Raw genomic sequence first — 25,850 nt, forward strand, 5'->3', positions numbered from 1 at the left:
TTATTGATGACTATACCGTCTAAGTTCATTAGCAAATCCCTGATCAGTGATAGCCACAAGCACCCGTTCTTGTTTGCCGATAGCCCGCCCTAACTGGTATCTGTCACCAGCAATGAGAAAAGGTATTTTATAATAAGCAACTTTGTCTTGAATTTTCTTTTTGGTATTGTCAGAGGCATCTGCAGCCACAAGGACCAAACACGCCTGCTGCTTGCGAATGGTCCTTAAAACTTGTTCCTCACCCGAAATGACTTTACCCGCTCTCATGGCTAAACCAAGCAGGTTCCAAAATTTAGGATCCATCTTGCTCCCTTCCCCATTCTTGCACTTGTTGTTCCAGCAGGTCATAAATCTCATCACTCACCTTGACCTTTAATGACCGGTCAAGGGCATTTTTCTTGCGAGCCAGCTGGAAACACGACTGGCTGGCACAGATATAGGCACCGCGCCCCGACGCTTTTCCTGTGGGATCCAGTTTGACCTCGTGTTCGGGTGTGCGAACAACACGGATCAGTGACTTCTTAGGCATCATTTCTTCACAAGCCACGCACTTTCGCAAGGGAATCTTGCGTCGTCCCATTGTTTATCCATCCCCCTGTTCCCTCAGGATAGATGATCTTCATCAACTGTAACGGTTTCTTCCGGCTGTGTATTCTCCGACACTGCATCGTCAACTTGCACGCCTTCACCTTGTGCAGGATCATCCCCCGCATCTGGAACGTTAACCTGTTCATGATCTTGGGCAGTTGCTTCCGTTTCAACAGTTGATTCCACTTCCTCTGGGGGATTGTCTAATAACCCTTTCTCTTTTGCTTCTGATTCACTCTTGATATCAATTTTCCAGTTGGTCAATTTGGCAGCCAACCGGGCATTCTGTCCTTTTTTTCCAATCGCCAGTGACAACTGATAATCGGGTACAATCACCTGTGTCATTTTTTGATCTTCATAAACATCAACGCGGATGACTTTAGCTGGGCTAAGGGCATTGGCCACATAGACCACTGGGTCATCGGACCACTCCACAATATCGATTTTTTCCCCGTTGAGCTCCTGGACAATGGTTTGCACCCGCGCGCCCTTGGGACCGACACAAGCACCTACCGGATCCACATCTTTGTTATGGGAATAGACGGCTACCTTGGATCGGTCTCCTGCTTCCCTGGCCACCGATTTGATCTCCACTGTTCCATCATAAATCTCAGGCACTTCCAGTTCAAACAATCGTTTAAGAAAGCCAGGATGAGTCCGCGAAAGGAGAATGAGTGGCCCTTTCGTTGTTTTTTCAACCTTGGTGATGTACGCCTTGACACGGTCACGGTGCTTAAATTGGTCGGTGGGCATTTTCTCATGAACGGGCATCAAGGCTTCTGCACGGCCCAGGTCGATATAGATATACCGGCTGTCTTGACGCTGGACGACACCAGTGACAATATCTTCCTCCCGGTCGATAAATTCGTTGTAAATGATGGCACGTTCCGCTTCCCTAATGCGTTGAGTAACAACTTGCTTGGCCGTTTGAGCTGCAATGCGTCCAAAATCACGGGGCGTCACTTCAATTTCAACAATATCCCCAATCTCATAGGCAGGATCCAATCCCCGTGCTGCCTCAAGACTGATTTCTAAACGGGGATCTTTTACTTCTTCCACTACTTCTTTGCGGGCAAAAACACGGACGGTTCCGGTTTCACGGTTAATATCAACCCGCACGTTTTGGGCGGAATTGAAATTTTTCTTATAACCTGAAATCAGTGCGGTCTCTATTGCTTCAATCAAAATATCTTTGCTAATGCCTTTTTCTTTTTCAATGGCATCGAGTGCCTCAATAAAGTCCGTGTTCATGAAGTTTCTCCTCCTTTCAGTCTAAAAGACAACGGCTAAACGGGCTTTGGCTACTTTAGCATAGGGAATGTCAACGGTTTTTGTGGTATGTTTCACTTTAATTTCGATGGTCAGGTTTTCTCCGTCAAACTGTATCAGGCGGCCTTCAAATGCTTTTTGCCCTTCAACCGGTTCGTAGGTGGTCACACAGATAAACTTGCCTACGGCCCGCCGAATATCCTCTTCGTTTTTCAAAGGACGTTCCGCTCCAGGTGAGGATACCTCCAAAAAGTAAGCCTGATCGATCGGATCTACTTCATCCAGTTTGGCTGACAAGGCCTCACTGACGGCACTGCAATCCTCAATATCCACTCCCCCGGGTTTGTCAATATACACCCTTAAGTACCATTTACGTCCTTCTTTTTTAAACTCAACATCCACCAGTTCCAATGCTTTTTCTTCCAAAATGGGTAACACAAGCGTTTTGGTCAGTTCCACAACATTGCTAGCCAAAAACAGAACCTCCTTTTATGCACCTAAAACGAAAGAGTGGGACCGCCCCACTCTTCACACATTGCCTATTCACAGTATTACCAGTACTAAGATAGCATAGTCCTGCCAGAAAATCAATCTTTTTCTGGCCTTTGCCTAGAAAAGAGACAACTGGTTGGTTTCGGGCAAATCTTTTAAGCAACCATGCTGCTCTAGATAATCGATCACGGTTTTGGACACTTTACTGCGGATTTGCAAATCTTCCTTCGAGAGGAATTCACCTTCATTTCGGGCCTTGACGATGCTTATTGCCGCGTTGGTGCCAATCCCTGGGATGGCATTGAACGGGGGAATCAGGCCGTCTCCGTCCACCAGAAACTGGATCGCATCTGAACGGTAAAGATCCACATTTTTAAAGTGAAAGCCCCGCTCCACCATCTCCAGGCACAACTCCAGCACAGTCAGTAAACTTTTTTCTTTCGGTTGGGCCTGGTTCCCTTTTTCCAGTATCTCTTCAATCTTTTTCCGGATGGCCTGTGAGCCTTTCAAAGCTAACTGTACATCAAAATCGTCTGCACGTACGGTAAAGTACGATGCGTAAAACTGAATCGGGTAATGCACCTTAAAGTAAGCAATGCGGACTGCCATTAGCACGTAAGCCACCGCGTGGGCTTTGGGAAACATGTATTTGATTTTCTGGCAAGACCAGATATACCAATCAGGTACGCCATGTTTTTTCATTTCGTTAATATCATCTTCTTCAAGCCCTTTCCCCTTGCGCACCCGCTCCATGATTTTAAAGGCGCGGGAGGGCTCCAAACCTTTATGAATCAAGTAAACCATAATATCGTCACGGGTGGAAATTACCTCGGACAAGACGGCTTTGCCCTCGCGGATCAACTCCTGGGCGTTGTTCAGCCAGACATCTGTTCCGTGGGAGAGTCCCGAAATACGCACCAGTTCGGCAAAGGTGGTTGGACGGGTATCCTCTAACATCTGCCGCACAAAGCGGGTGCCAAATTCCGGGATGCCCAATGTCCCCGTCTTGGACATAATTTGCTCTTCAGTTACTCCCAAGGGCTCTGTACTGCTGAAAATTTTCATGGTTTCCGGATCATCAATGGGAATCTCCTTGGGATTGATGCCCGTCAAATCCTGCAACATGCGGATCACGGTCGGATCATCGTGACCAAGGATATCCAGTTTAAGCAGGTTGTCATGAATAGAGTGAAAGTCAAAATGGGTGGTACGCCACTCCGAGTCCATATCGTCGGCTGGATACTGGATCGGTGTAAAGTCGTATATCTCTTTATCTTCCGGTACGACAATGATCCCCCCGGGGTGCTGTCCTGTGGTCCGTTTAACACCCGTACAACCTTTAGCCAAACGGTTGATTTCGGCTTGACGGAATGTTTTTCCCTCAATTTCCTCATACTTCTTGACAAAACCGTATGCTGTTTTATCCGCCACCGTGCCGATCGTTCCAGCACGGTAAACTTTGTCTTCCCCGAATAATTCTTGCGTATATTTGTGTGCGATGGGCTGATACTCCCCGGAGAAGTTTAAGTCAATATCCGGTACTTTGTCTCCTTCAAATCCCAAAAAGGTTTCAAAAGGGATGTCATGGCCATCTTTGATCAACCGGTGCCCGCACTCGGGGCAGTCCTTGGCCGGCAAGTCAAAACCTGACCCCACAGAACCGTCATCAAAAAACTGGGAATAATGACAGTTGGGGCAGACATAATGGGGAGGCAGCGGGTTCACTTCGGTAATTTCCAGCATGGTTGCCACAAAGGAGGACCCCACTGAACCTCGCGATCCAACAAGGTAACCATCCTGTAATGACTTATGAACCAACTTTTGCGAGATAAGATAGATCACTGAGAAACCATTATTAATAATACTGTTTAACTCTTTTTCTAACCGTTTTTCCACAATGTCCGGCAAAGGATCGCCATAGATCTGTTTCGCTTTGTCATAACACATCCGCCGGATGTCTTCATCTGCCCCCTCGATATGAGGAGTATACAATTCAGCCGGCACAGGTCTTATCTCCTCAATTTGATCTGCAATAGACTGGGGATGCTTAATGACCACTTCTTCCGCTTTGCCGGCTCCTAAAAATTGAAACTCCTCCAGCATTTCATCCGTAGTTCTAAAGTAAACAAGCGGCAAACGGTTGGGATCAAGGGGGGTGGCTCCGCCCAAGGTGGTCACTAAAATTTTGCGGTAAATGGCATCTTCCGGATGAAGATAATGGACATTCCCCGTGGCAACCACCGGTTTGCCCAGCTTGTCCCCCAACTTGACGATGTTGGACAGAATGGTTTGAATGTGTGCTTTGTCCTTGACCAATTCTTTTTCAATCAAATGTTCATAGTTAGAGACAGGCTGAATCTCAAAGTAATCGTAAAATTTGGCGATCTCCTCCACCTCTTCAGGAGATTTTTGCATCATGCCTTCAAAGATTTCCCCCTGATCACAAGCAGAGCCGACCAAAAGACCCTCCCTGTATTGTTCAATCAGGCTGCGAGGAATCCGGGGGGTACGGTGAAAGTATTTGATATGAGCCAACGAAATCAATTTATATAAATTTTTCAAGCCCTGTTGCGTCTTGGCCAGCAGGGTGCAATGAAACGGCCGCTGGCGAATCACATCCCCGCTGCCTTTGTATTCATTTAATTGATCCAGCTGTGTGATCTCTCGCTCCTGGCAATCGCTGATCATTTTCCACAGTAAATAACCTGTGGCCTCCGCGTCGTACACCGCCCGGTGGTGATTAACCAGCTCAATGTTAAATAATTTACACAAAGTATTCAGCCTGTGATTCTTTAAATCAGGATACAAAAAACGGGCCAGCTCCAATGTATCAATGACCGCGTTGTTCAGTTCCAGGCCCAATTTTTTATACCCGACCTGTAAAAAGCCCATATCAAAGCTGGCGTTGTGAGCCACTAGAGTCGCATCACCCACAAAGTCATAAAAGCGCCGCAACACATCTTCAATCTCAGGGGCATCCTTAAGCATATCATCCGTAATCCCCGTCAGTTTCACGATCTGGTCTGTCAGAGGTTCATGGGGATTGGCAAACTCTGAAAACTTGTCAATCACTTCTCCATTACGGATTTTCACTGCGGCCAGTTCGATAATTTTATTATATACCGCAGACAAACCAGTGGTCTCCACGTCAAAGACAACGTAGGTTTCATCTTTCAAGCTGCAGGGTTTGGGATTATAAACAATAGGCACGCCGTCGTCCACAACGTAGGCTTCCAGGCCATAAATAATTTTGACCCCATGCTTTTGGCCTGCTGCAAAGGCTTCCGGAAAGGCTTGAGCCACACCATGATCCGTGACGGCCAGCGCCGGATGTCCCCACTCAGCCGCCTGCTTCACATAATTGGTGATTGAGGTGACGCCGTCCATCGCCGACATGTTGGTATGTAAGTGCAGCTCCACCCGCTTCTCAGGATGGGTATCCTTCCGCCCCTCTTTTTCAATTTTGTTAATATCATGGGCCATCAGGACCAGTTCCCGCTGAAAGGTATCAAGCTGGACACTACCCCGCACCTTGACCCACATACCTTTCTGAACTGCCTGAAAAGCCTCGATATCTTCTTTGCCCTTAGAAAACACTTTGACCGTAATAGAATCCGTATAATCGGTGATATCCATGGTGAGCAGGGTCCGGCCGCTCTTTAACTCTCTCAAGTCCAAATCAAACACATATCCTTGTACGACCACACTTTTCTCTTCTTCATGAATGGTTTTAAGGGGAACAGGATCCTCTTTGATGGCATAACCGATGATCTCTTTGGTGGCAGCAGGCTTTGGTTTCTCTTTTGTTTCAGCTGCTTGCTCCTGCTCTGTCTGTTGTACCGCTTGTTGAGCCCGGGCCTGGTCCTCCTTCTCCCGCGCTTCTATAAACTGCTGATAGGCTGCCTCTGCTTCTTCAATCACATACTGGGCCTTAGGATTAAAATCCATAAACTGCTGATAAAATTCCTTCAGCAAAGGCTCCACTTTTTTCTGATACAAGCCCTTTTCAACTTCATTAAACACAGAAAAGACAATGGTATTGCCTTTCAATTCGGGAGGAAAAGACTCAAGCCGTTTATAAATCCCATTCAAGCGGTGGCGTTGTTCCCGTAAGAATTCAGGCCAATAATCATAAAATAGAGAAGCTTGATTAACAGGTGTTGTAAAGCGGAAAACAAAGCGAACTTCTGCAAGGTGGGAAAAGGTGTTTCGTAAACGTTCTGAGAATAGTTGGTAGATAGAAGGAGGAAAAGGCTTTTCCAAAACAAAATGGAAAAGCCAACGTTTCTCCCGTTCAATCAGCTGCAATTTGTCAATATAAGCTTCCTTAAAGTAAGTGTCTTGGATATCTGCAGGAATCTCCAGTTGTTCCAATAGGATTAATAGTCTCTCCCGCTTGACTTTCACTTCAGTTGCCATGGTTAGCTGTTCCCCCTCTCCCTGTTTCCACCAGTCCCTTGTCTGGGTGTGACAAAACCTGGCCTAACTGAAGCAATGGGCCAAAATTAGGCCTGCTCTAATAATCTGGGCAAAATTTGGATCAGCTCATCCGCTTTAATCTCTTCCGTTTCCCCAGTGCGCCGCAACTTGCATTCTACTATACCGTCCCCTGCTTTTTTACCGACAGTTACCCTCAGCGGGATACCGATCAGATCAGCGTCTTTAAACTTAACCCCGGCCCGTTCTTCACGGTCATCATAAAGCACATCAAAACCTGCCTGCTGCAATTTAACATACAGTTGTTCAGCCAATTCACGCTGCATATCATCTTTCATGTTGACAGAGATTAAATGAATGTCAAACGGGGCCACCGCTCTGGGCCAGATAATGCCATGTTCATCATGATGCTGCTCAATGATAGCTGCCAGCAAACGGGTGACACCGATCCCATAACAGCCCATTATCATTGGCTGCTGATGTCCATTTTCATCTAAAAAAGTAGCCCCCATCGCTTCACTGTATTTTGTCCCCAGTTTAAAAACATGGCCGACTTCAATACCCTTAGCAAAGCGGATGGTACCTTCACAACGGGGACAGGCATCTCCCTCAGTAATCTGTCTAAGATCCTCATATCTTTCCACTGCAAAATCCCGGCCAACAGAGACGTGAATATAGTGCTTGTCCTTTTCGTTGGCACCTGTCACCGCATCTTGCATACCTTTCACACTATGATCTGCTATGATCTTAGCGCCGTCCAAACCGATAGGACCAATGAATCCTGGCTCAGATCCCAGTTCTGCGCGAATCCGTTCTTCATCAAGCAACTCAACCCGGTCTGCACCAAACAGATTCTTCACTTTCACTTCGTTGAGCTCAAAGTCTCCACGGACAAGAGCCACAACTACTTGACCATCAACGTCCAGGGCCACGGCCTTAATGATCTGACGGGGCGAAACATCAAGCATGTCTACCAGTTCGGTGACCGTTTTCGCTTGAGGGGTGTTCACTTTTTCCATTGGCTGTCCAGTGCTCTCGATTTGCCTGTAATCACGCTGGTTCACTTCAGCCTTCTCAATATTGGCCGCATACTGACAACTGTCACAATAGGCAATGGTATCTTCCCCGACGTCAGACAAGACCATAAATTCATGGGTGCCTGTACCGCCAATGGCACCAGAGTCGGCTTCTACCGCTCTAAAATTAAGCCCGCATCGAGAGAAGATGGCCTGATAGGCCTCATACATTTTGCGATAGCTTTCGTCTAAACCTTCATGGGAAGTGTCAAATGAATAGGCATCCTTCATGATAAACTCCCTGGCCCGTAAGACCCCAAACCGGGGCCGGCGTTCATCACGAAATTTAGTCTGAATCTGATAAACCGTCATCGGCAGCCGCTTATAGGATTTAATCTCATCCCGCACCAGCGCCGTTACAACCTCTTCATGGGTCGGACCTAAAGCAAACTGCCGTTCATGCCGGTCATATAAACGCATCAGTTCAGGCCCATATACATCCCATCTGCCAGTTTCCTGCCAAATTTCGGCCGGATGCAGCGCCGGCATTAATATTTCTTGGGCTCCGGCTTTATCCATCTCCTCGCGGATAATGGCTTGAATTTTTTTTAGCACCTTTTGCGCCAAAGGCAAGTAGGTGTACAGCCCGGATGCCAATTGACGGATCAAACCAGCTCTAAGCATAAGCTGGTGACTGACCACTTCTGCATCAGCAGGGATGTCTCTCAAAGTTGGAATGAGATAATGTTGTTGCCTCATCTCTCCATCACCTTTCCTTAATTCCTTAGCAAATCACGACTAGTTAAAGAACACCCGTTGAATATCATTCCAGGTCACCACGAGGATTAATAACATGAGCAGGGCAAAACCTATAAAATGGGCCAAACCCTCTTTCTGCGGATCAATGGGACGCCCCCTCACTGCCTCAAGGGCTAAAAAGAGCAATCTGCCTCCGTCTAATGCTGGAATCGGAAGCAAGTTAAGGATGGCCAGATTGACACTCAAGGCAGCGGTCCACCGCAGGAGAATAGGCAACCCCGCTTGGGCGGCCTGCCCCGTGAAATCGAAGATGCCAACCGGGCCAGCCAGCGCATCAAGTCCCACTGCACCTGTAAATAACATGCCGATCACTTTAAAGATGAGCATGGACAGCTCCAACATGTAGTTAAAGCCATACACAAATGATCCCAAAACAGAGTGCTCCACATGCTGATGGACACCGATAAACCCGACCTGCTCCCCAGACTCCAGTTCATGTTCCCTGACCGCAGGAGTGATCGTCAGCTCAAACTCTTCGTTATTCCGTTCAACAAGAAAGACCAGCTCCCGTCCAGGATTATGCATAATGGTTCGCACCAGTTCCTCCCAGCTGTCCATGGCCTTTTGATTAATGGCCAGTATGCGGTCTCCTTGCTCAAGCCCGGCTTCTTCAGCGACAGAGCCTGGCAGCACATCACCAATGATGGGCTCCTCACTAGGCACCCCGTAACTGAGGGCCAATCCGGTAAACAAAACAAAGGCCAGGATAAAATTAGCCAAGGGACCGGCAAAAATAGTCGCTGCCCGCTGTCCCAATGTTTTGCTGCCAAATTGGCGATCGTATGGAGCAATCAACATTTCCTGATTGTCATAAACCAAGACAGCTTCCCGGTCAACTTCATAGCGGACCAGCTCCTCTTCCGCATTGTATCCTTCAATAAACAAATCATGCTCTAAATCAATACGCTGGACATTTAATGTCTCTGTGTGGCTAAGTTTTTTCTTCCTGTTCAAAATAATTTTGGTGACTTTTCCTTCGGCATTAAATTGCAGACCCACATCGTGGCCGGTCTTAATTTGAACCATCTCCGGATCTTCCCCGGCCATGCGCACGTAACCCCCCAGGGGAAGCAGACGGATCGTATACAGTGTTTCACCTTTACGAAAGGAAAAAAGTTTGGGGCCAAAGCCAATGGCAAATTCACGGCATAAAATGCCAGCCCGTTTAGCTACGATCAAATGTCCCAGTTCATGAACAAAGATGATCACACCAATGACCAAAATAATGCTAATCACTGTTTGCATGTCAGCACCTTCTTCCTAACGTTTTTGCCCTCTCTCTTGCCCAGCGGTCGATCTCTTCTATCTCTTCCAGAGTGGGATTGGGGATGGGGTCATGCTGTTCCATTGTCCGTTCGATCACTTTTTCAATCTCCAGGAAACCGATTTCCGAACACAAAAATTGAGTTACAGCGATCTCATTGGCCGCATTTAAGACAGTTGGCATAGTGCCTCCTGTTTTTCCTGCTTCAAAGGCCAGCCTTAAACAGGGATAACGGTTAAAATCTGCTTCCCGGAAGTGCAAGCGGCCAATCTGAGCCAAATCAAGACGCGGAGTATGGAGCGGAAAACGGTCAGGATAAGTTAATGCGTACTGGATAGGTACTTTCATATCTGGAGTACCCAGCTGGGCCATCACCGCGCTGTCCTGAAATACAACCATAGAATGGATAATGCTTTCGTCATGAAGCAGAACTTCTATTTTTTCATAGGGCATGGCAAACAACCAGTGGGCTTCAATCACTTCTAATCCTTTATTCATCATCGTGGCCGAATCAATGGTCACTTTCCGCCCCATAGACCAGTTCGGATGCTTTAAAGCGTCTTCTACCGTGACATTTACAAGTTCTTCTCTACTCTTATGTCTGAAACTGCCTCCTGATGCCGTCAAAATTATTTTTTCAACTTGCTTGCTGTTTTCTCCCTGCAAGCATTGAAAAATAGCCGAGTGTTCACTGTCAACAGGCAAGATGGCTGCCCCATGTTTATCAGCCATCTCCATCACGATCTGACCTGCCGTGACCAATGTCTCCTTATTAGCCAAGGCAATTTGCTTGCCCTGCTCAATGGCAGCCAAAGTCGGCCTGAGCCCGATGCTGCCCACAACCGCCGTTACTAATGTATGTACATCTTCATGGATTGATACTTCAATCAATCCTTCCAGACCATAAACAACTTTTGTCTGGTCAGGAATATGTATCTTCACCTTTTCGGCCAGCTCTTTCGTGCTTACCGAAACAAGGGCCGGTTTAAACCGGTTGGCTTGTTCAATGATCAAATCAACGTTCGTCCCACCTGCAATTGCGACCAGTTTAAACGCGTCAGGGTGGGCAGCGATGATCTCCAGTGTTTGCCTGCCAATAGAACCTGTTGAACCTAAAACGGCAATATTCTTCATGGCACAAACCCCTATTTTTATCTTTTCATTTTCAAACTATAGCAATGATTTTGTTCCCTGACAATGGTCAGTTTACTTTAGAACCTCTCAAGCAGAAAGAGAAGCACAAAAACAAAGATCAAGCTGTCAAAACGGTCTAATACTCCTCCATGACCAGGTAGAAGCGTTCCCGAATCCTTTACTCCATAATATCGTTTCAAGGCCGATTCGATCAGATCCCCGGCTTGACTGGCAACGGACACCAAGAGTGCCAGACTTAGTGCTTCCCCATAATGGACAAATGGTGCGGTGAAAAACTGAATGAGAACGCCCCCCATCAAACCGAAAACGATGCCCCCCAGAGAGCCTTCAATCGTTTTGTTGGGACTTATACTAGGGCATAACTTACGTTTGCCAAAGGCCCGGCCAATGAAGTAAGCACCGCTGTCCGTAGCCCAGATCACCAACAGCACAAAAAAAATAAACGCAAGCCCTTCCGTTTCCCGGGCCGAGACAAACTGAGCAAAACCAATTCCGATATAAAACACGGCCAGCAAATAGGGGCCAAAGTGGTCAGACGTCACCCGGTTCTTGGTGACAACAGTGATGAGCAAAAACAAGACCATAAACAGCACAAACAGAGTCTCTGTGGAGATGACAAACAGGGGTGAAACCTGGATCAGATTGGCATTATGCAGGAAGGACCAAAAGAGCACCAGCAAAAAAACCAGACCCAGTACAGAAGGGGCGAAAAATAAAGGGATCCCGGCCATTCGAATCATTTCACGGTAAGCCAGCACAGCCAGAAGAAAAATGAGAAGGGCAAACCATAAACCTCCCAAAATAAGAAAGACGATAAACAAAGAACCACCAATTGCTGCTGTGATTACACGTTGCCTCAATAGACACCCTCCTCACTTTAATTGCCCAGAGAGACCGCGCCACCTTTAAATCGAACCGTAACGACGAGCCCTCTGTTGAAAGTCATGGATGGCTTCTTCAAAATGTTTTTTAGTAAAGTCAGGCCAATAAACATCAGCAAACCACAGTTCAGTATAGGCTAATTGCCAGAGCATGAAATTGCTCAAGCGGATTTCTTTGGTACGGATGAGTAAATCAGGGTCAGGCAATCCGCGCGTTTGCAGAAATTGACTGACAAGCTGCTCATCAATATCGTCAACACTAAGTTCATGGCGTTGCACTTTGGCGGCGACAGTTTTGACCATCTGGACAATTTCTGAACGGCTGCCGTAATTCAAAGCAAAGTTAAGAATCAACCCTGTGTTGTGGCGGGTCTTTTCAACTGCTTCTTTCACCGCTTGAAGGGTATGAGGGGGCAATCCCTCTTCAGAGCCCAGCAGGCGAACCTGCACGTTACGCTGATTCAATTCGTCCAGTTCCGTTGCTAAATACTCTTGAGGCAACTTCATCAAATAATCCACTTCTTCTCTCGGCCGCTTCCAATTTTCCGTGGAGAACGCATACAGTGTTAATATTTTTACCCCAATCTCATCGGCCGCTTTCGTGATCTCTTTAACCACTTTCATGCCAGCCCGGTGTCCTGCAGCCCGGGGAAGGCCTCGCTGATTGGCCCAGCGGCCGTTTCCATCCATAATGATCGCCACATGTCTGGGAATATTATTTAATTCGATTTCTTCTTTCGACTGTTCCGTTTTGGTCTGTTTGTGTCGATTGGTAAACTTGTGCAACATAAAAATTCCTCCAACAATTGATGAACAAAATCACCCTCTTGAGTTGGAGGGTGATTGACCGTCACCTTCAGCGTTACACTTCCATAATCTCTTTTTCCTTCTTAGCAATAATTCGATCGACCTGGGCAATGTACTCATCAGTGGCCTTTTGCACCGTGTCCTGGTAACGACGTGATTCGTCTTCGGAAATTCCGCCCTCTTTTTCAATTTTCTTGATGGATTCATTGGCATCCCGGCGAATATTGCGGATGGCAACCTTGGCATCTTCACCATATTTTTTAACCATTTTAACCAATTCTTGACGTCTTTCTTCAGTCAAAGCGGGAATTGTAATACGGATAATGTTACCATCATTATTAGGCGTCAATCCTAACTCGGACTTTAAAATCGCTTTTTCAATGGCATCCAACGCGCTTTTGTCCCAAGGCTGGATGGTCAACAGACGAGGTTCAGGTGCACTAATATTGGCCAGTTGATTAACAGGTGTTTGGGTGCCGTAATAGTCAACATAAACCTTATCCAACAAAGCAGGTGTTGCCCGGCCGGCCCGCAAACTGGCCAATTCTGTTTTCAATTGGTTGACCGCTTTATCCATTCGCTCCCGTGCATTTTGTATGACCTCATTTACCATCAGGAATTCCCCCTTACAATTGTTCCAATTTCTTCCCCACAGACGGCTCGCTTGATATTTCCTTCTTCAGCAATGGAGAAGACAATAAGCGGAATGTTATTGTCCATGCATAGGGACGAAGCTGTTGAGTCCATTACAGCCAGTCCTTCTTTCAACACATCAAGAAACGAGAGATTATCGTACTTTTTAGCATTGGGATCGACTGTTGGATCAGCAGAATAAATCCCGTCCACTTTATTTTTGGCCATTAAAATCACTTCAGCTTCAATCTCAGCGGCTCTTAATGCTGCAGTGGTGTCCGTGGAGAAATAAGGATTTCCGGTTCCGGCAGCAAAAATAACCACCCGCTTTTTCTCCAAGTGACGAATGGCCCGGCGGCGTATGTAAGGTTCAGCCACTTGTCGCATTTCAATGGAGGTTTGCACACGGGTTTGCACACCAATAGCTTCAAGGGCATCTTGCAGAGCCAAGGAATTCATCACTGTGGCCAACATGCCCATATAATCGGCCGTGGCCCGATCCATTCCTTGGGCACTGCCGGCCATACCCCTCCAAATATTGCCACCCCCAACCACAACAGCCAATTCAACTCCTAGCTCAGTCACTTCTTTTATTTGTTTGGCAATGGATTGTATCACCATTGGGTCAATGCCAAAGCCTTTTTTCCCCGCCAAGGCTTCTCCACTTAACTTGAGGACGACCCGTTGGTACTTCGGCTGCATAGGGTTTCCTCCATTCTCATATTCTGCAGATCTGTCGCAATTCCTTCTTTTTTCCTCAAAAATAGGGAACACGGCGTGTTCCCTATATGATTGGTACTAAAGACGCATGGCCATTATTTTTTCACTTGGGACATGACTTCTTCGGCAAAATTTTGTTGTTTTTTCTCAATACCCTCGCCGAGTTGATAGCGGTAGAATTGTTTAACTTTGACATCTTGCCCTTCTTGCTGCAGCAATTTGCCCACAGTAAGGTCTGGATCTTTAACAAATTCTTGCTCTAAAAGACACACTTCTTGATAAAATTTACCTAAACGGCCTTCCACCATTTTTTCCACAATGTGTTCAGGTTTACCTTCATTAAGCGCTTGCTGTTTCAAAATTTCCCTTTCCTGATTCACAACCTCCTCAGGCACATCGTTTCTGGAAATATAACGGGGATTAAGTGCAGCAATATGCATGGCCACATCTTTAGCCAGATTTTCATTGGTTGTATTTTCAAGAACGGTTAACACACTGATATTGCCGCCCATATGAATGTAGGCACCGAACACATCTTTATCGGTCTTCTCAACCACTTCAAAGCGGCGTAATTTTATGTTTTCACCAATTTTGGAAATTAAAGCGTGCAAACGCTCTTGCAGTGTTTCCTGGCTGCCTTCCAGTTTTTGTTGCAACGCTTCTTCCACACTGCCTGGACGGTGTTTAACCAGATGCTTGCTCACCTCAGAGAGAAAACCTTGGAATTCCGCATTTTTGGCCACAAAATCAGTTTCACAATTGACTTCGACCAACACGGCAACGTTACCTTCTACCTCTACGGTTGTTAAACCTTCAGCAGCAACCCGGTCCGCCTTCTTAGCCGCTTTGGCCAACCCTTTCTCACGCAGATACTCGATGGCTTTCTCCATGTCGCCATTTGTTTCTGTCAGTGCCTTTTTGCAATCCATCATGCCGGCACCCGTTTTTTCACGCAGCTCTTTTACCATGCTTGCTGTTACAGTCACAGCTGTCATCCTCCTTTATCCCGTTGTCAGTTCAAAATAGTTTATGCGTTTTATGTACATTCTTTTTAAAGTTTTCCCAAGCTTATCATTCATAAAACCTTTAAAAAAAGGGGGCTAAGGGCATCCCCTCAGACCACCCCTTTTCAAATTTTTAAAGCAAATGCTGGGATCTTGATTAGGATGCGCTGGTTTGCTCTCCTTGATTCCCTTCTAAAACGGCATCAGCCATTTTGGAAGTTAAGAGTTTTACAGCACGGATAGCATCATCGTTGCCAGGAATGACGTAATCAATTTCATCTGGGTCACAATTGGTGTCGACAATGGCCACAATCGGAATCCCAAGCTTCCGTGCTTCAGAAATGGCAATTCGTTCCTTACGGGGATCAACGACGAACAGGGCATCTGGCAGCTCTTTCATCTCTTTAATGCCACCCAGGAATTTTTCCAGGCGTTCTTTTTCTTTGCGAAGCAAAATCACTTCTTTTTTAGGCAACATATCAAAAGTGCCGTCTGTTTCCATTTGCTCCAGCTCATGCAAACGTTCAATACGCTTGCGGATGGTTTGGAAATTGGTTAAGGTGCCTCCCAGCCAGCGCGTATTGATATAAAACATGTTACAGCGCTCAGCTTCTTCTTTGATTGACTCTTGAGCTTGTTTCTTGGTGCCGACAAACAAAATTTTTCCTCCGTTTGCGGCAAGATCACGGACAAAATTATAAGCTTCCTCAACCTTCTTCACTGTTTTTTGAAGGTCAATAATGTAAATACCGTTACGCTCCGTAAAAATGTAACGGGCCATTTTCGGGTTCCAACGGCGGGTTTGATGGCCGAAATGAACCCCGGCTTCTAAAAGTTGTTTCATTGAAATAACTGCCATGTGAATATGTCCTCCTTTGGTTTTTTCCTCCGACAGCCGCTTTTTTAGATGGAACTTGCCTAGGGCAAGCACCCCCATCTAAATTGGCCGCCGTGTGTGCTTCACACCATCAGTTAATATATCATACTCAATACAAATAAGCAATGTACTACTCCTTATCTTTTTTATTAAAAAGGCTAATCAACAGTTCAGTCTCACCAATGCCAATGCCCAGCTGCTTAGCAATTTGTTCTGGAGAGTATCCTTGCCGGTGCAAACGAAGGGCGCGGGCAAAAGCTTCGTCTCCTGCAACGTTTGCTTGGGTTGAATGCTTTGCAAATAAGTCCAAGTCATGCCGTTCGTCATCTGCATGGGAAGTATGGGAGGAAGGGGGAGTATTTTCATTCATTTTATTAAGGAAATCGTTCAGTTTATTCTCCCATTTGGCCTCCAGATCCTCTATATGGGCCAGTACATTTCGATAGTATGTTTCATTTTCTTGTTCAACCTTTTTAACAAAGTTTTCCAAATACTCAAGGGTAGAACGGGGTTCGCCTTTTGAGCGGCCAAGGACGGAACAACGTTGATAAACAACAATGAGGGCAAACAGGGTGATCAAATGGAGAAGCAGGCTTAAGGCAATCCATATACTCACTCCGCCATCCCACCTTAATCTAAATATGTTGAGCTGACCAGGTCAAAAAGTTGTGACTAATTGTACAACAGTTGTCTTTCCTTGGTTAAAGCTGCTTTTAGCCGCAACAAAGCTTTGGAGTGAAGCTGAGAAATACGGGAAGTGGATAAATTTAACAGTTTGGCCACTTCAGTTAAAGTTAATTCTTCAAAGTAAACAAGGGAAATCACCCACTTCTCCTTTTCAGGCAAACGTTCAATCGCCTGAGCCAGCGTTTCTTTCATCCACTGTTGATCCATAAACTGTTCAGGATTTTCAGCCTCGGTGTTCTCTAAAAGCGCAGATCTGGCCACATGCTGGCTTTCATCATCATAGACCACCTCATCAATGGAGACCATAGCCGCCAGGGAAGCATCAGCCAGTGATTGTCTCAGTTCCTCAACACTGATCCCCAAATACTGGCTCACTTCTTGATCGGTGACCGGCCGCTGCTTCTCCTGCTCCAATTTCAGATAGGCTTGTTCGATTTTACGGACTTTTTCCCGGACAGAACGGGGAATGTAATCGTCTTTTCGCAATCCATCGATAATGGCCCCCTTGATCCTGAGGCTGGCATAGGTTTCAAATTGCCAACCCCTTTCCGGCTCGAACTTATCCAGGGCATCTAAGAGACCTTCCATCCCCAAACTTCTGAGGTCATCTTTGGTGACACTGTCAGGTAAGGAAAAGGCCAAGCGATTGACCACATAGTCGACTAACGGGAGGTATTTTAAGACAAGATATTGCCCAGCTTCAGGGTCTCGCCCGTGTTTCCATCTGTTCCAGTTTTTCCAGTCTGCTTCTGTCCATTTTTTCATTCCTAATGGGCTCACCCCCTATCCGTTTGCATTTACAGCTTTTTGATTCCCTTGCTAGCAGTGCGGACCATCAGCACACCAGTCAGCGTGTCCAACTCAATGGTCCGTCCGTAATTTCCACCGGTGTCCTCTGCAACAATCGGGATGTTGAATCGTTTAAGCTGTAATTTACAAGCCTCCACATTACGTTCACCGATCTTCATGACTGGGTTTGAACCTTGAAATGAGAACATTTGCGCCCCTCCGGCCAGCTTGGCCTGAAACTTCCGCCGATTGCCCCCACAGCTGACCATTTTTTCAATTAATAAGGGAATGGCTGTGTCCGCATATTTGGCCATATTCGTATCTCCTCTGGATAAGTCTTTGCTTGGGAGCATAACATGGGCCAGGCCTGCAATTTGCTTAGAAGGATCGTAGATGGCTACCCCAACGCAAGAGCCGAGTCCGACCGTCATTATTCTGTCTGGGGCACAAGCGACCTTAAGATCAGCCATGCTGACTTTAATCACGTTTGTCATGTTCTGTTACTCCTAATGCTTGAAATAATCTTGAAAAAGAGTCTGGATCAGGTAAAAGAAAGAAATGCCCTTCAATCGGATCTTGACCTGACTGGTCATAAAAACACGCATCAATCACTAATGCATCGTTTCCTACCTTACCTACTTCTAACAAGCCATAGCTTAAAATGGCGGCCGCCATGTCAATTGCCACCTCAGGAACCGACGGCTGGATGTTCAGTCCCGTTAAATCAGCCAAAGCTGATAAGTAGGAGCCGCATAAAATATTGCCCACTTCTTGTATGGCAGATAAGTGCAGGTCATTTAACAGGTCAGATACTTCGGGGCTGAACAGGTTACGAATCAGCTTTTCAGCCTTCTCCTGGTGAAGAATGAAAAACATATAACCTGTGACATCACCTTGTATCGTCAACACAGTAGCAACAATAACGTGCTCGGCTCCTCCCACCCGTTCTGCAATCTCATCGAAGGACACCAAGCGGACGTCAGGGACCTTCATTTGAATCGGTTTTTGCAACAAGTGAGCTAAAGAGGTGGCAGCATGGCCAGCACCAATGTTGCCAATCTCCTTCAGGACGTCAACCTGCATATTGTTCAATTGATCCCAGGTACTCATGATGTCTCCTCAATCTTGTTGGTTTGGTTGTGATGAGATAAAACATGTTCAAGATTAAGCAAAGTCAACAATCTGTTTTCCAGTCTGACCACACCTCGGACATAATCGGCCATCACTCCCCCCACCACTTCCGGAGGAGGTTCAATCCCATCAACCGGAATGTTGATCACATCATTGGCAGCATCAACGATCAGTCCCACCTCCATCTCACCTGCCACTACAATAATGATCCGTGTGGTGCTGGTATCATCTGTTTCGTCCAGATTAAACCGGCGGCGCAAATCAATCACCGGAGTGACCACTCCTCTTAAATTGATGACCCCTTTGACAAACGGGGGGGTGTGTGGCACCCGTGTAATCGGCTGCAGAGGCTCAATCGAACGGACCTGCTCAACCTCAATGGCGTATTCCTCTTTGTCCAGCCTAAACACAACAACCTTCTTCTCCTCAAGTTTCACCTGTTCGTTCTGCATGTTTTTCCCTCCGCCAAACAGCATGATGGTTTATTTCCTTATTTAATCAGTGCATTGCAGTCTATGATCAAGGCCACCTGCCCATCCCCCAAAATGGTTGCTCCGGAAATAGCGAAAACTTGATTTAAGTAAGCCCCAAGGGATTTGAGCACCACTTCCTGCTGGCCAATTAAAGCATCCACAACCAACCCCGCCAACTTCTCCCCTTTCCTTACAATCACGATGGAAAGAACGTCCTCGTCCACTCTTTCCCCTGGCACTTCAAAAACCTCCTCCAAGGAGACCAGGGGTACAACTTTTCCTCTAAAATTAATCACTTTCTGCCCCTGGACGGTGCGGACATCCCCTTTTTTGACTGCAGCCACCTCAATGATAGAGGTCAGCGGAATCGCATAAGTCTCATGCTTTACTTTGACAAGCAGAGCGGAAATGATAGACAAAGTTAAGGGCAGTTGCACCGTAAAAGTGGTCCCTGCTCCGGGCTCTGATTGAACGGAGACACTTCCCCCCAAAGATTCGATTTTGTTTTTGACCACATCGAGCCCAACGCCCCGTCCGGATATGTCAGACACCGTCTCAGCGGTACTGAAACCGGAAGCAAACAGCAATTGATAGACATCCTGATCCGTAAACTCCTGCCCCCTTTCCCAGGTCAGGATTTCCCGCTCAACTGCCTTTTTTAACACTTTGTCACGGTCAATGCCCCGCCCGTCATCTTTGACCTCGATGAAGACATGATTGCCGCTGTGATACGCCTTAAGCTCTATCCGCCCCTGTTCCGGTTTACCCAAGCGTCTGCGTTCTTCTTTAGTTTCTAAACCATGATCAATGGCATTGCGCAACAGATGGACCAGCGGATCACCAATCTCATCTATCACTGTACGATCCAGCTCCGTCTCTGTTCCGCTCATAATCAACTCCACTTCTTTCCCTAATTCCCGCGCCAAACTGCGCACCATTTTGGGGAAGCGGTTAAAGACTTGTTCAACGGGCACCATGCGCATGTTGAGAATCAGATCTTGCAAGTTGCTGCTCATGCGGCTCATGTGTTCTACTGTGTCCATTAATTCTTGATGTTGAAGTTCCTTAGAGATTTTCTCCAGACGGCCCCGGTCAATAACCAGCTCGCTAAACAAGTTCATTAACGCATCTAAACGGTCAATATTGACGCGAATGGTCTTATTCAGCACCCGTTTTGTTCCTGCTCCAGTCGACGGTGTGTTAGACCGTGATGATTGACGCGGTGCTTCACTAGCCGGCGCTTCTTTTCCAGCTGCAACTTCTTCTGTTGCGCTCATCTTTTTTTGTCCCTGACTGTGCTTCAACTCGTCTACACTGATGGGGAAAATCTCTACCTGTTCTATTTCCGAAACTTTGAGGATGATCTGTTGAATATATTCCATGGGTTGTTTGGTGACATAAAGCAGTTGAAAAGAGAAATCAAAGGCCTCTTCTTCTATTTCTTGCACCGGAGGATGGGATTGTATAATTTCCCCTTCCCTTTCAAGGAGCTGAAACACCATGTACGCTCTGGCTGCTTTTAACAAACAACCTTGATCCAAGATGACCTGTATGTAATAAATGTGAAATCCAGCTTCTTCTGACTGGGTCAATACAGTCAAAACAAACTCATCCACCGCTTGTAAAATAGTGCTGGATTCAAGAGGCAAGGATTTTTCCTCGTTGCCAAGCTGCTCTGGATCATCCTTGGCGCCCCCCCGATCTAAAATCCGGCTCAACGCACTGATGATCTGGCCGGGATTTGCGCCTGACTCCTCTTGTTTCATAATAGCCTCAATCATTTGCTCCAGTGTATCAACGGCTGAAAACAGCGTATCTAGCATGGGCGTGTTGACTTGCAATTGCCCGTTACGCACCTGATCCAGCACATTTTCCAAATGATGGGTCAGGTCAGCCACATCTTCAAACCCCATGGTAGCTGCCATCCCTTTCAATGTGTGGGCAGAGCGGAAGATTTCTTGCACCAGGGCCACATTGTCCGGCTCCTTTTCCAATAAGAGCAAATTTTCATTAACAGCTTGCAAATGTTGAGTTGCTTCATCAATAAAAGCGTCCAAATACTTGTTCATATCCATTGTCCAGATCCCCCCAGCTCTTTAATAGCCTGTTCAATCGCCCCAGGCATGCCTTCGAGCGGCACAACCTTATCAATCAGTCTTGCCTCAATGGCTGCTTTAGGCATTCCATAGACAACACAGGTTGATTGATCCTCAGCCAACGAGTAAACGTTTTTCCGTTCCCTTAGCCATTGTAATCCTTCTGTCCCATCCTTTCCCATTCCCGTTAAGATCACTGTAACTACCCCATAGTTGACAGTTTGTGCAGCTGATTTAAACAAAACATCTACTGACGGGCGATGCCCCCTTTGCGGCGCGTCCTGGTGCAGGTGAATGACCGGTACACCTTCTGTCAGCTTCATTTCCATGTGGTAGTCTCCTGGTGCCACATAGGCATAAGCGCCTTGAACCGCTTCGCCCTGCTGTGCTTCCTTCACCGTATAAGCGGAGAGCTCATTTAAGCGATTCGCCAATGACCGTGTGAATCCAGGAGGCATATGCTGAACAACAAGCAAGGCTGTATCTTGACGCAGGGTCAAATGGGAAAAAATATAGTGCAATGCCTTGGGACCACCGGTGGAAGCACCAATGAGCACTAAATATTTAAGTGGTTTTTGATGGCGATAACCTGTGATGATCCTCCCTCCTCTGCAGCCAATTCTTCTGTTATCCTGTTTCCTTCTGGCGAAAGGGAGCGATTAACTGCTTAAAAAAGGAGCGCAATCTTCCCTCTTTCTCCACCGGCTGCTGTTCAAACTGTTGACCAAGGTATTGGGCCGTGATGACCTTCATCGCCTGCGCAGCCTTGGAAGCAGGAAACATTTTAATGAAAGGCTGTTGGTTAAGCACGGCTTTTTGTACAGCTGAATCATGGGGAAGATAGCCCAAATAGTTAAACTCTTTATTTAAAAATTGCTGTGCCACTGCCTGCAATCTGCGTGCTGTTTGCAAACCTTCCCAAGGTTTGGTGCAGCGGTTGACGATCAGATGTAAGTGACTCTCCCGATTGTACTTGCACAAGACTTTTATCACTCCATAGGCATCGGTCAAAGAGGTCGGTTCAGGGGTGGTCACCACCAGCACATCATCCGCAGCCAGCATCAGACTTAACGATTCGTGGGACAAGCCTGCCCCAGTATCCAAAACAATATAGTCCACACGGTTAGCTAATGTGTCCAATTGGAGCAGGACATGATGAAGCTTTTCCTGATCCACATGAAACAACTTGCCCAGTCCTGATCCGCCGGAAATAAGCTCAAGGCCGTATGGCCCCCTTTCAATCACCTGGTTTAAAGGCAGCTGTTGTTCAATCATATCCACAAAAGTCTTCCGGGGGCTGTAACCGATTAAGATATCGATATTGGCAAAACCCACATCAAGATCAAACAGTAATGCCGGTTTCCCGCGTTCAACCAGACTTAAGGCAAAATTGAGGGCAACATTAGATTTTCCTACGCCGCCCTTGCCGCTTGTCACCACAATTGTGCGGGGGCCGGTTTTCGTCTGGCTGCGGCGCATTTTTTCCCGCAGGCCTTCAGCTTGATCTTTCATGCTCTACCCCCTCTTTCAACAGAGCATCGGCCAGCCACCCGGGTGATGGATGGAGAAAATCGTCTGGGACGTTCTGACCGTTGGTGATATAAGCTAACGGCAGGCGGTATTCACTGAGCAAATTAACAATTGAACCCAGTGAGCGCGTTTCATCCGCCTTAGTCAGAATTAAGCTGTGGACGGGCAGTGTTTTAAAATTGGCTATGACATGCTTCATATCCTCATATTTGCTGGTCAGACTGAGCACCAAACAAGTTTCGACATCCTCCCCTTCAGGGACAAATTGTTTAAGTTGGTGTATGTCAAACGTCCCCAAATAGTTGCGCCCCGCCGTATCCATCAAGATGCAGTCGCAACCCTGAAGCTCGTCCAGCGCTTCGGTCAAATCCTTCCTTGAATAGATCACTTTAAGGGGAACATTTAAAATCTGGGCATATGTCCTTAGTTGTTCAACAGCTGCGATACGGTAAGTGTCTGCAGTGATTAAACCTACTTTCCGCCGTTTGACCAGTAACATGTCAGCAGCCAGTTTGGCGATGGTAGTTGTTTTTCCCACACCGGTGGGACCAACGAAACAGACGAGCTTGGGCAAGGGTTTGTTCTCTTGAAACGGGAGTGTGGCCAAATAGTCCTTGAGCATCCTCCTCGCTTCTGTCGTTAGCTCTCTATGCGGCCCCTTTTCAACCCGCCATTTTTCTTCCCGCAGCAATTTTTGTAAAATATCAGCCCGGATAAAGGGCAAGACGCCATGCTGTCTCAGCTGCTGGTCGATTTTCTCTGCCACAGGCGGCAGTTGAACTGTAACTTCGCCCATCATGTTGAGCATCAATGTTTTCAGTTCCTTAATCTCTTGGGCGACATCATTCTGCACAGCCTGAGGCTTTAAAGGTTGCAAAGCAGCTGCAGCTGCTTTCCCGTCTAAACCCTTCCTGTTTTGCTCTCTTCGCTTGCTAAAGCTTTCGGGTAAGGGGTGAGAACGGTTAGGATCTACCGCAGCAATCACTTCAATTTGTGTCTTTTTGCGAAACAAACCCAGAAGACCCTTTCTTTTCACCTTCTTGGTATCCAGAATCACCGCATCTTGACCCAAATCCTGTTTTATCTCCTGCATGGCTTCAGCCAGGGAATTGACAACATACTTTTTGATTCTCATCACACGTTCACCACTCCTACGCTTTGCACCTCGATATCGGCATCCAGTTCGTTATAAGATAGAACGGGTAAATCAGGCAGGTAACGAGCCAGCAAGCGACGCAAATGCATTCTGATCATCGGGGAGGTTAAAAGCACAGGTTCTGCCCCCACCTGCTGCACGCGCTTGACTTCTTCCAGCACGGCCTGATAGATTTGCTGGGTCGTTTCAGGATCCAGAGCCAGGTAAGGGCCTTGTTCTGTTTGCTGGATCGCATCGGCAATCCGTTTTTCTAAAGAAGCACCGGCAGTAATGACTTTCAACGACCCGTTATCTCCCGCATATTGATGGGTGATCTGTCTGGCCAGGCTTTGGCGGACATATTCCGTTAACAGATCAGGATCTTTGGTATGCGATGCATGGTCAGCCAAACTTTCCAAAATGAGGGGCAGATTGCGGATCGAAACCCGCTCTTGGAGCAAATTGCGCAATACTTTCTGCACATCCCCCACCGTCAAAAGATCTGGAATCAGCTCTTCTACTACAGCAGGGGCAGATTCCTTGACATGATCAAGCAATGTTTTCACTTCCTGGCGGCCCAGAAGCTCATGGGCATGACGCTTGATAACTTCAGTGAGATGGGTAGAGACAACAGAGGGAGGATCGACAACCGTATAACCCGCCATCTCTGCCCGCTCTTTCATCTCTTCAGTAATCCATAGAGCCGGCAAACCAAACGCTGGCTCCACCGTTTCAATCCCTTCTATTGATTCATCTTCAACACCGGGACTCATGGCCAGATAATGGTCAAGCAGCAACTCCCCTTGGGCCACCCGGTTGCCCCTGATTTTGATCACATATTCATTCGGTTTCAATTGAATGTTGTCCCTGATCCGGATCACGGGAACGATCATCCCCAACTCCAAAGCACATTGGCGGCGAATCATGACGACTCTGTCTAGGAGATCCCCCCCTTGATTGGCATCAGCTAAGGGAATCAGGCTGTAGCCAAATTCAAACTCAATAGGGTCAACCTCCAAAAGAGGCAGCACACTTTCCGGTCCTTTCACCTCTTCCAAAGCCTGCTCTTCCTCCTGCACGTCCTGCTGCTCTTGCTGCTCTTTAAGTGCTTGCTCCATCTTAAATCCGCCAAAGGAGATAAATCCGGCAATAGACAAAGTTAAAAAAGGGTTAATCGGGGTCAAAATTCCCAACAAAGCGATCGTGCCCCCGACCACATATAAGAGTTTGGGATAGGCGAAAACTTGCCGGGAGATATCCAGACTCAAATTTCCGTCAGAAGCAACTCTGGTGACCACAATGCCAGTTGCAGTAGAAAGCAGGAGGGCCGGAATCTGGCTGACCAGACCATCCCCGATTGAAAGCAGCGTGTAGGTGGAAGCCGCCTCGTTTAAAGGCATGCCCATCACCATCATGCCGATCAATAAACCGCCAAGAATGTTAATAATGGTAATCACAATGGCAGCGATGGCATCACCTTTGACAAATTTGGCTGCACCGTCCATGGCACCGTAAAAATCTGCCTCTTTCTCAATTTTCTCCCGCCGTTCTCTGGCTTGTTGTTCATTAATGAGGCCTGCATTCAAATCGGCATCAATGCTCATCTGTTTTCCCGGCATGGCGTCTAGAGTAAAGCGGGCCGCCACTTCAGCCACACGCTCGGAACCTTTCGTAATGACAATAAACTGAATAATCACCAGGATTAAAAAAACCAAGAACCCGACAATCACACTGCCGCCAACCACAAATTCACCAAAGGTTTGAATCACAGTGCCAGCATCGGCTCCGGTCAAAATCGCCCGGGTGGTAGACACATTCAAACCCAGCCGGAATAGGGTGGTTAACAATAACAGTGCTGGAAAGATGGAAAATTGGAGTGACTCATTGGTATTCATGGCCACCAGAAGAATCGTAAGTGCCAGAGAAATGTTAATGATGATCAGGATGTCCAACATCCAGGTGGGAAGAGGAATAACCATCATGACAATAATCATGATAACAGCGAATAAAATACTATAATCCCTAAGAATCACTAAAGATCCTCCTC

The 25,850-nt window shown here is 46.9% G+C and carries 24 protein-coding genes; all 24 read right to left on the reverse strand.

Annotation, left to right across the window (positions count from 1 at the left end; translation table 11 throughout):
* The 24 genes from IEW48_RS01510 to flhA all read right to left on the reverse strand — a co-directional run bounded on the left by IEW48_RS01510 (nt 1) and on the right by flhA (nt 25,836).
* A complete protein-coding gene (locus tag IEW48_RS01510; RefSeq protein ID WP_188622284.1) occupies nt 1-303 on the reverse strand; it encodes a YlxQ family RNA-binding protein in 303 nt (100 codons plus the stop codon).
* Nucleotides 293-580, reverse strand: coding sequence for an RNase P modulator RnpM (rnpM, locus tag IEW48_RS01515; protein WP_188622285.1), 288 nt, complete (start codon nt 578-580; stop codon nt 293-295). Before rnpM ends, IEW48_RS01510 begins: the two co-directional genes overlap by 11 nt.
* A 23-nt stretch (nt 581-603) precedes the next feature.
* On the reverse strand, nt 604-1,839 hold the full coding sequence (gene nusA / locus IEW48_RS01520; protein WP_188622286.1) for a transcription termination factor NusA: 1,236 nt from the start codon (nt 1,837-1,839) through the stop codon (nt 604-606).
* Between the two features lie 21 nt (nt 1,840-1,860).
* A complete protein-coding gene (gene rimP, locus IEW48_RS01525; protein ID WP_188622287.1) occupies nt 1,861-2,331 on the reverse strand; it encodes a ribosome maturation factor RimP in 471 nt (156 codons plus the stop codon).
* Nucleotides 2,332-2,466: 135 nt separating this feature from the next.
* Nucleotides 2,467-6,768 carry a PolC-type DNA polymerase III gene (locus IEW48_RS01530; RefSeq protein ID WP_188622288.1) on the reverse strand — a complete coding sequence of 1,434 codons (4,302 nt, stop codon included), beginning with the start codon at nt 6,766-6,768 and terminating at the stop codon, nt 2,467-2,469.
* Nucleotides 6,769-6,854: 86 nt separating this feature from the next.
* Nucleotides 6,855-8,561, reverse strand: coding sequence for a proline--tRNA ligase (locus tag IEW48_RS01535; RefSeq protein ID WP_188622289.1), 1,707 nt, complete (start codon nt 8,559-8,561; stop codon nt 6,855-6,857).
* A 39-nt stretch (nt 8,562-8,600) separates the two neighbouring features.
* The gene (rseP, locus tag IEW48_RS01540) at nt 8,601-9,866 is read right to left on the reverse strand and encodes an RIP metalloprotease RseP (protein WP_188622290.1); all 1,266 of its coding nucleotides are present in this window, start codon (nt 9,864-9,866) and stop codon (nt 8,601-8,603) included.
* A gap of 1 nt (nt 9,867) precedes the next feature.
* Nucleotides 9,868-11,019: a 1-deoxy-D-xylulose-5-phosphate reductoisomerase gene (locus IEW48_RS01545; protein ID WP_188622291.1), complete on the reverse strand. Its 1,152-nt coding sequence runs from the start codon at nt 11,017-11,019 to the stop codon at nt 9,868-9,870.
* Nucleotides 11,020-11,096: 77 nt separating this feature from the next.
* Nucleotides 11,097-11,900: a phosphatidate cytidylyltransferase gene (locus IEW48_RS01550; protein ID WP_188622292.1), complete on the reverse strand. Its 804-nt coding sequence runs from the start codon at nt 11,898-11,900 to the stop codon at nt 11,097-11,099.
* Between the two features lie 45 nt (nt 11,901-11,945).
* Nucleotides 11,946-12,710 (reverse strand): undecaprenyl pyrophosphate synthase, encoded by a 765-nt coding sequence (gene uppS / locus IEW48_RS01555; RefSeq protein ID WP_188622293.1) that lies wholly within the window; start codon nt 12,708-12,710, stop codon nt 11,946-11,948.
* A gap of 73 nt (nt 12,711-12,783) precedes the next feature.
* Nucleotides 12,784-13,341 (reverse strand): ribosome recycling factor, encoded by a 558-nt coding sequence (gene frr, locus IEW48_RS01560; RefSeq protein ID WP_188622294.1) that lies wholly within the window; start codon nt 13,339-13,341, stop codon nt 12,784-12,786.
* Nucleotides 13,341-14,063, reverse strand: a complete 723-nt coding sequence (pyrH, locus tag IEW48_RS01565) for a UMP kinase (RefSeq protein WP_188622295.1) — start codon at nt 14,061-14,063, stop codon at nt 13,341-13,343. Before pyrH ends, frr begins: the two co-directional genes overlap by 1 nt.
* A 113-nt stretch (nt 14,064-14,176) precedes the next feature.
* Nucleotides 14,177-15,067 carry a translation elongation factor Ts gene (gene tsf / locus IEW48_RS01570; RefSeq protein WP_007503192.1) on the reverse strand — a complete coding sequence of 297 codons (891 nt, stop codon included), beginning with the start codon at nt 15,065-15,067 and terminating at the stop codon, nt 14,177-14,179.
* Between the two features lie 175 nt (nt 15,068-15,242).
* Nucleotides 15,243-15,944, reverse strand: a complete 702-nt coding sequence (rpsB, locus tag IEW48_RS01575; RefSeq protein WP_188622296.1) for a 30S ribosomal protein S2 — start codon at nt 15,942-15,944, stop codon at nt 15,243-15,245.
* A gap of 148 nt (nt 15,945-16,092) precedes the next feature.
* Nucleotides 16,093-16,578 carry a helix-turn-helix domain-containing protein gene (locus IEW48_RS01580; RefSeq protein WP_188622297.1) on the reverse strand — a complete coding sequence of 162 codons (486 nt, stop codon included), beginning with the start codon at nt 16,576-16,578 and terminating at the stop codon, nt 16,093-16,095.
* Nucleotides 16,579-16,634: 56 nt separating this feature from the next.
* Nucleotides 16,635-17,414: a FliA/WhiG family RNA polymerase sigma factor gene (locus IEW48_RS01585; RefSeq protein ID WP_188622298.1), complete on the reverse strand. Its 780-nt coding sequence runs from the start codon at nt 17,412-17,414 to the stop codon at nt 16,635-16,637.
* A gap of 32 nt (nt 17,415-17,446) precedes the next feature.
* Complete coding sequence (locus IEW48_RS01590; RefSeq protein ID WP_188622299.1) at nt 17,447-17,932, reverse strand: chemotaxis protein CheD; 486 nt, start codon at nt 17,930-17,932, stop codon at nt 17,447-17,449.
* Nucleotides 17,916-18,548: a chemotaxis protein CheC gene (locus IEW48_RS01595; RefSeq protein WP_188622300.1), complete on the reverse strand. Its 633-nt coding sequence runs from the start codon at nt 18,546-18,548 to the stop codon at nt 17,916-17,918. The genes IEW48_RS01590 and IEW48_RS01595 overlap by 17 nt, the downstream gene beginning before the upstream one ends.
* Nucleotides 18,545-19,021, reverse strand: coding sequence for a chemotaxis protein CheW (locus IEW48_RS01600; RefSeq protein ID WP_188622301.1), 477 nt, complete (start codon nt 19,019-19,021; stop codon nt 18,545-18,547). Before IEW48_RS01600 ends, IEW48_RS01595 begins: the two co-directional genes overlap by 4 nt.
* 38 nt (nt 19,022-19,059) lie before the next feature.
* Nucleotides 19,060-21,117 (reverse strand): chemotaxis protein CheA, encoded by a 2,058-nt coding sequence (locus tag IEW48_RS01605; RefSeq protein ID WP_188622302.1) that lies wholly within the window; start codon nt 21,115-21,117, stop codon nt 19,060-19,062.
* Entirely contained in the window at nt 21,108-21,695 is a 588-nt protein-coding gene (locus tag IEW48_RS01610; RefSeq protein ID WP_268236516.1) for a CheB methylesterase domain-containing protein, read from the reverse strand. Before IEW48_RS01610 ends, IEW48_RS01605 begins: the two co-directional genes overlap by 10 nt.
* 70 nt (nt 21,696-21,765) lie before the next feature.
* Complete coding sequence (locus tag IEW48_RS01615) at nt 21,766-22,650, reverse strand: MinD/ParA family protein (RefSeq protein WP_188622304.1); 885 nt, start codon at nt 22,648-22,650, stop codon at nt 21,766-21,768.
* On the reverse strand, nt 22,634-23,803 hold the full coding sequence (gene flhF, locus IEW48_RS01620; protein WP_229703903.1) for a flagellar biosynthesis GTPase FlhF: 1,170 nt from the start codon (nt 23,801-23,803) through the stop codon (nt 22,634-22,636). The genes IEW48_RS01615 and flhF overlap by 17 nt, the downstream gene beginning before the upstream one ends.
* A complete protein-coding gene (gene flhA, locus IEW48_RS01625; protein ID WP_188622306.1) occupies nt 23,803-25,836 on the reverse strand; it encodes a flagellar biosynthesis protein FlhA in 2,034 nt (677 codons plus the stop codon). The genes flhF and flhA overlap by 1 nt, the downstream gene beginning before the upstream one ends.
* Nucleotides 25,837-25,850 lie beyond the last annotated feature (14 nt).

It is taken from the genome of Caldalkalibacillus thermarum (genome assembly GCF_014644735.1).
Classification (GTDB): domain Bacteria; phylum Bacillota; class Bacilli; order Caldalkalibacillales; family Caldalkalibacillaceae; genus Caldalkalibacillus; species Caldalkalibacillus thermarum.

Excerpts from the sequence above, each read along its gene's own strand:
- IEW48_RS01510 (WP_188622284.1), bottom strand. The coding sequence starts at position 303 with ATGGATCCTAAATTTTGGAACCTGCTTGGTTTAGCCATGAGAGCGGGT.
- rnpM (WP_188622285.1), bottom strand. The coding sequence starts at position 580 with ATGGGACGACGCAAGATTCCCTTGCGAAAGTGCGTGGCTTGTGAAGAA.
- nusA (WP_188622286.1), bottom strand. The coding sequence starts at position 1,839 with ATGAACACGGACTTTATTGAGGCACTCGATGCCATTGAAAAAGAAAAA.
- IEW48_RS01530 (WP_188622288.1), bottom strand. The coding sequence starts at position 6,768 with ATGGCAACTGAAGTGAAAGTCAAGCGGGAGAGACTATTAATCCTATTG.
- IEW48_RS01535 (WP_188622289.1), bottom strand. The coding sequence starts at position 8,561 with ATGAGGCAACAACATTATCTCATTCCAACTTTGAGAGACATCCCTGCT.
- rseP (WP_188622290.1), bottom strand. The coding sequence starts at position 9,866 with ATGCAAACAGTGATTAGCATTATTTTGGTCATTGGTGTGATCATCTTT.
- IEW48_RS01545 (WP_188622291.1), bottom strand. The coding sequence starts at position 11,019 with ATGAAGAATATTGCCGTTTTAGGTTCAACAGGTTCTATTGGCAGGCAA.
- uppS (WP_188622293.1), bottom strand. The coding sequence starts at position 12,710 with ATGTTGCACAAGTTTACCAATCGACACAAACAGACCAAAACGGAACAG.
- frr (WP_188622294.1), bottom strand. The coding sequence starts at position 13,341 with ATGGTAAATGAGGTCATACAAAATGCACGGGAGCGAATGGATAAAGCG.
- pyrH (WP_188622295.1), bottom strand. The coding sequence starts at position 14,063 with ATGCAGCCGAAGTACCAACGGGTCGTCCTCAAGTTAAGTGGAGAAGCC.
- rpsB (WP_188622296.1), bottom strand. The coding sequence starts at position 15,944 with ATGGCAGTTATTTCAATGAAACAACTTTTAGAAGCCGGGGTTCATTTC.
- IEW48_RS01585 (WP_188622298.1), bottom strand. The coding sequence starts at position 17,414 with ATGAAAAAATGGACAGAAGCAGACTGGAAAAACTGGAACAGATGGAAA.
- IEW48_RS01590 (WP_188622299.1), bottom strand. The coding sequence starts at position 17,932 with ATGACAAACGTGATTAAAGTCAGCATGGCTGATCTTAAGGTCGCTTGT.
- IEW48_RS01595 (WP_188622300.1), bottom strand. The coding sequence starts at position 18,548 with ATGAGTACCTGGGATCAATTGAACAATATGCAGGTTGACGTCCTGAAG.
- IEW48_RS01600 (WP_188622301.1), bottom strand. The coding sequence starts at position 19,021 with ATGCAGAACGAACAGGTGAAACTTGAGGAGAAGAAGGTTGTTGTGTTT.
- IEW48_RS01605 (WP_188622302.1), bottom strand. The coding sequence starts at position 21,117 with ATGGATATGAACAAGTATTTGGACGCTTTTATTGATGAAGCAACTCAA.
- IEW48_RS01615 (WP_188622304.1), bottom strand. The coding sequence starts at position 22,650 with ATGAAAGATCAAGCTGAAGGCCTGCGGGAAAAAATGCGCCGCAGCCAG.
- flhF (WP_229703903.1), bottom strand. The coding sequence starts at position 23,803 with ATGAGAATCAAAAAGTATGTTGTCAATTCCCTGGCTGAAGCCATGCAG.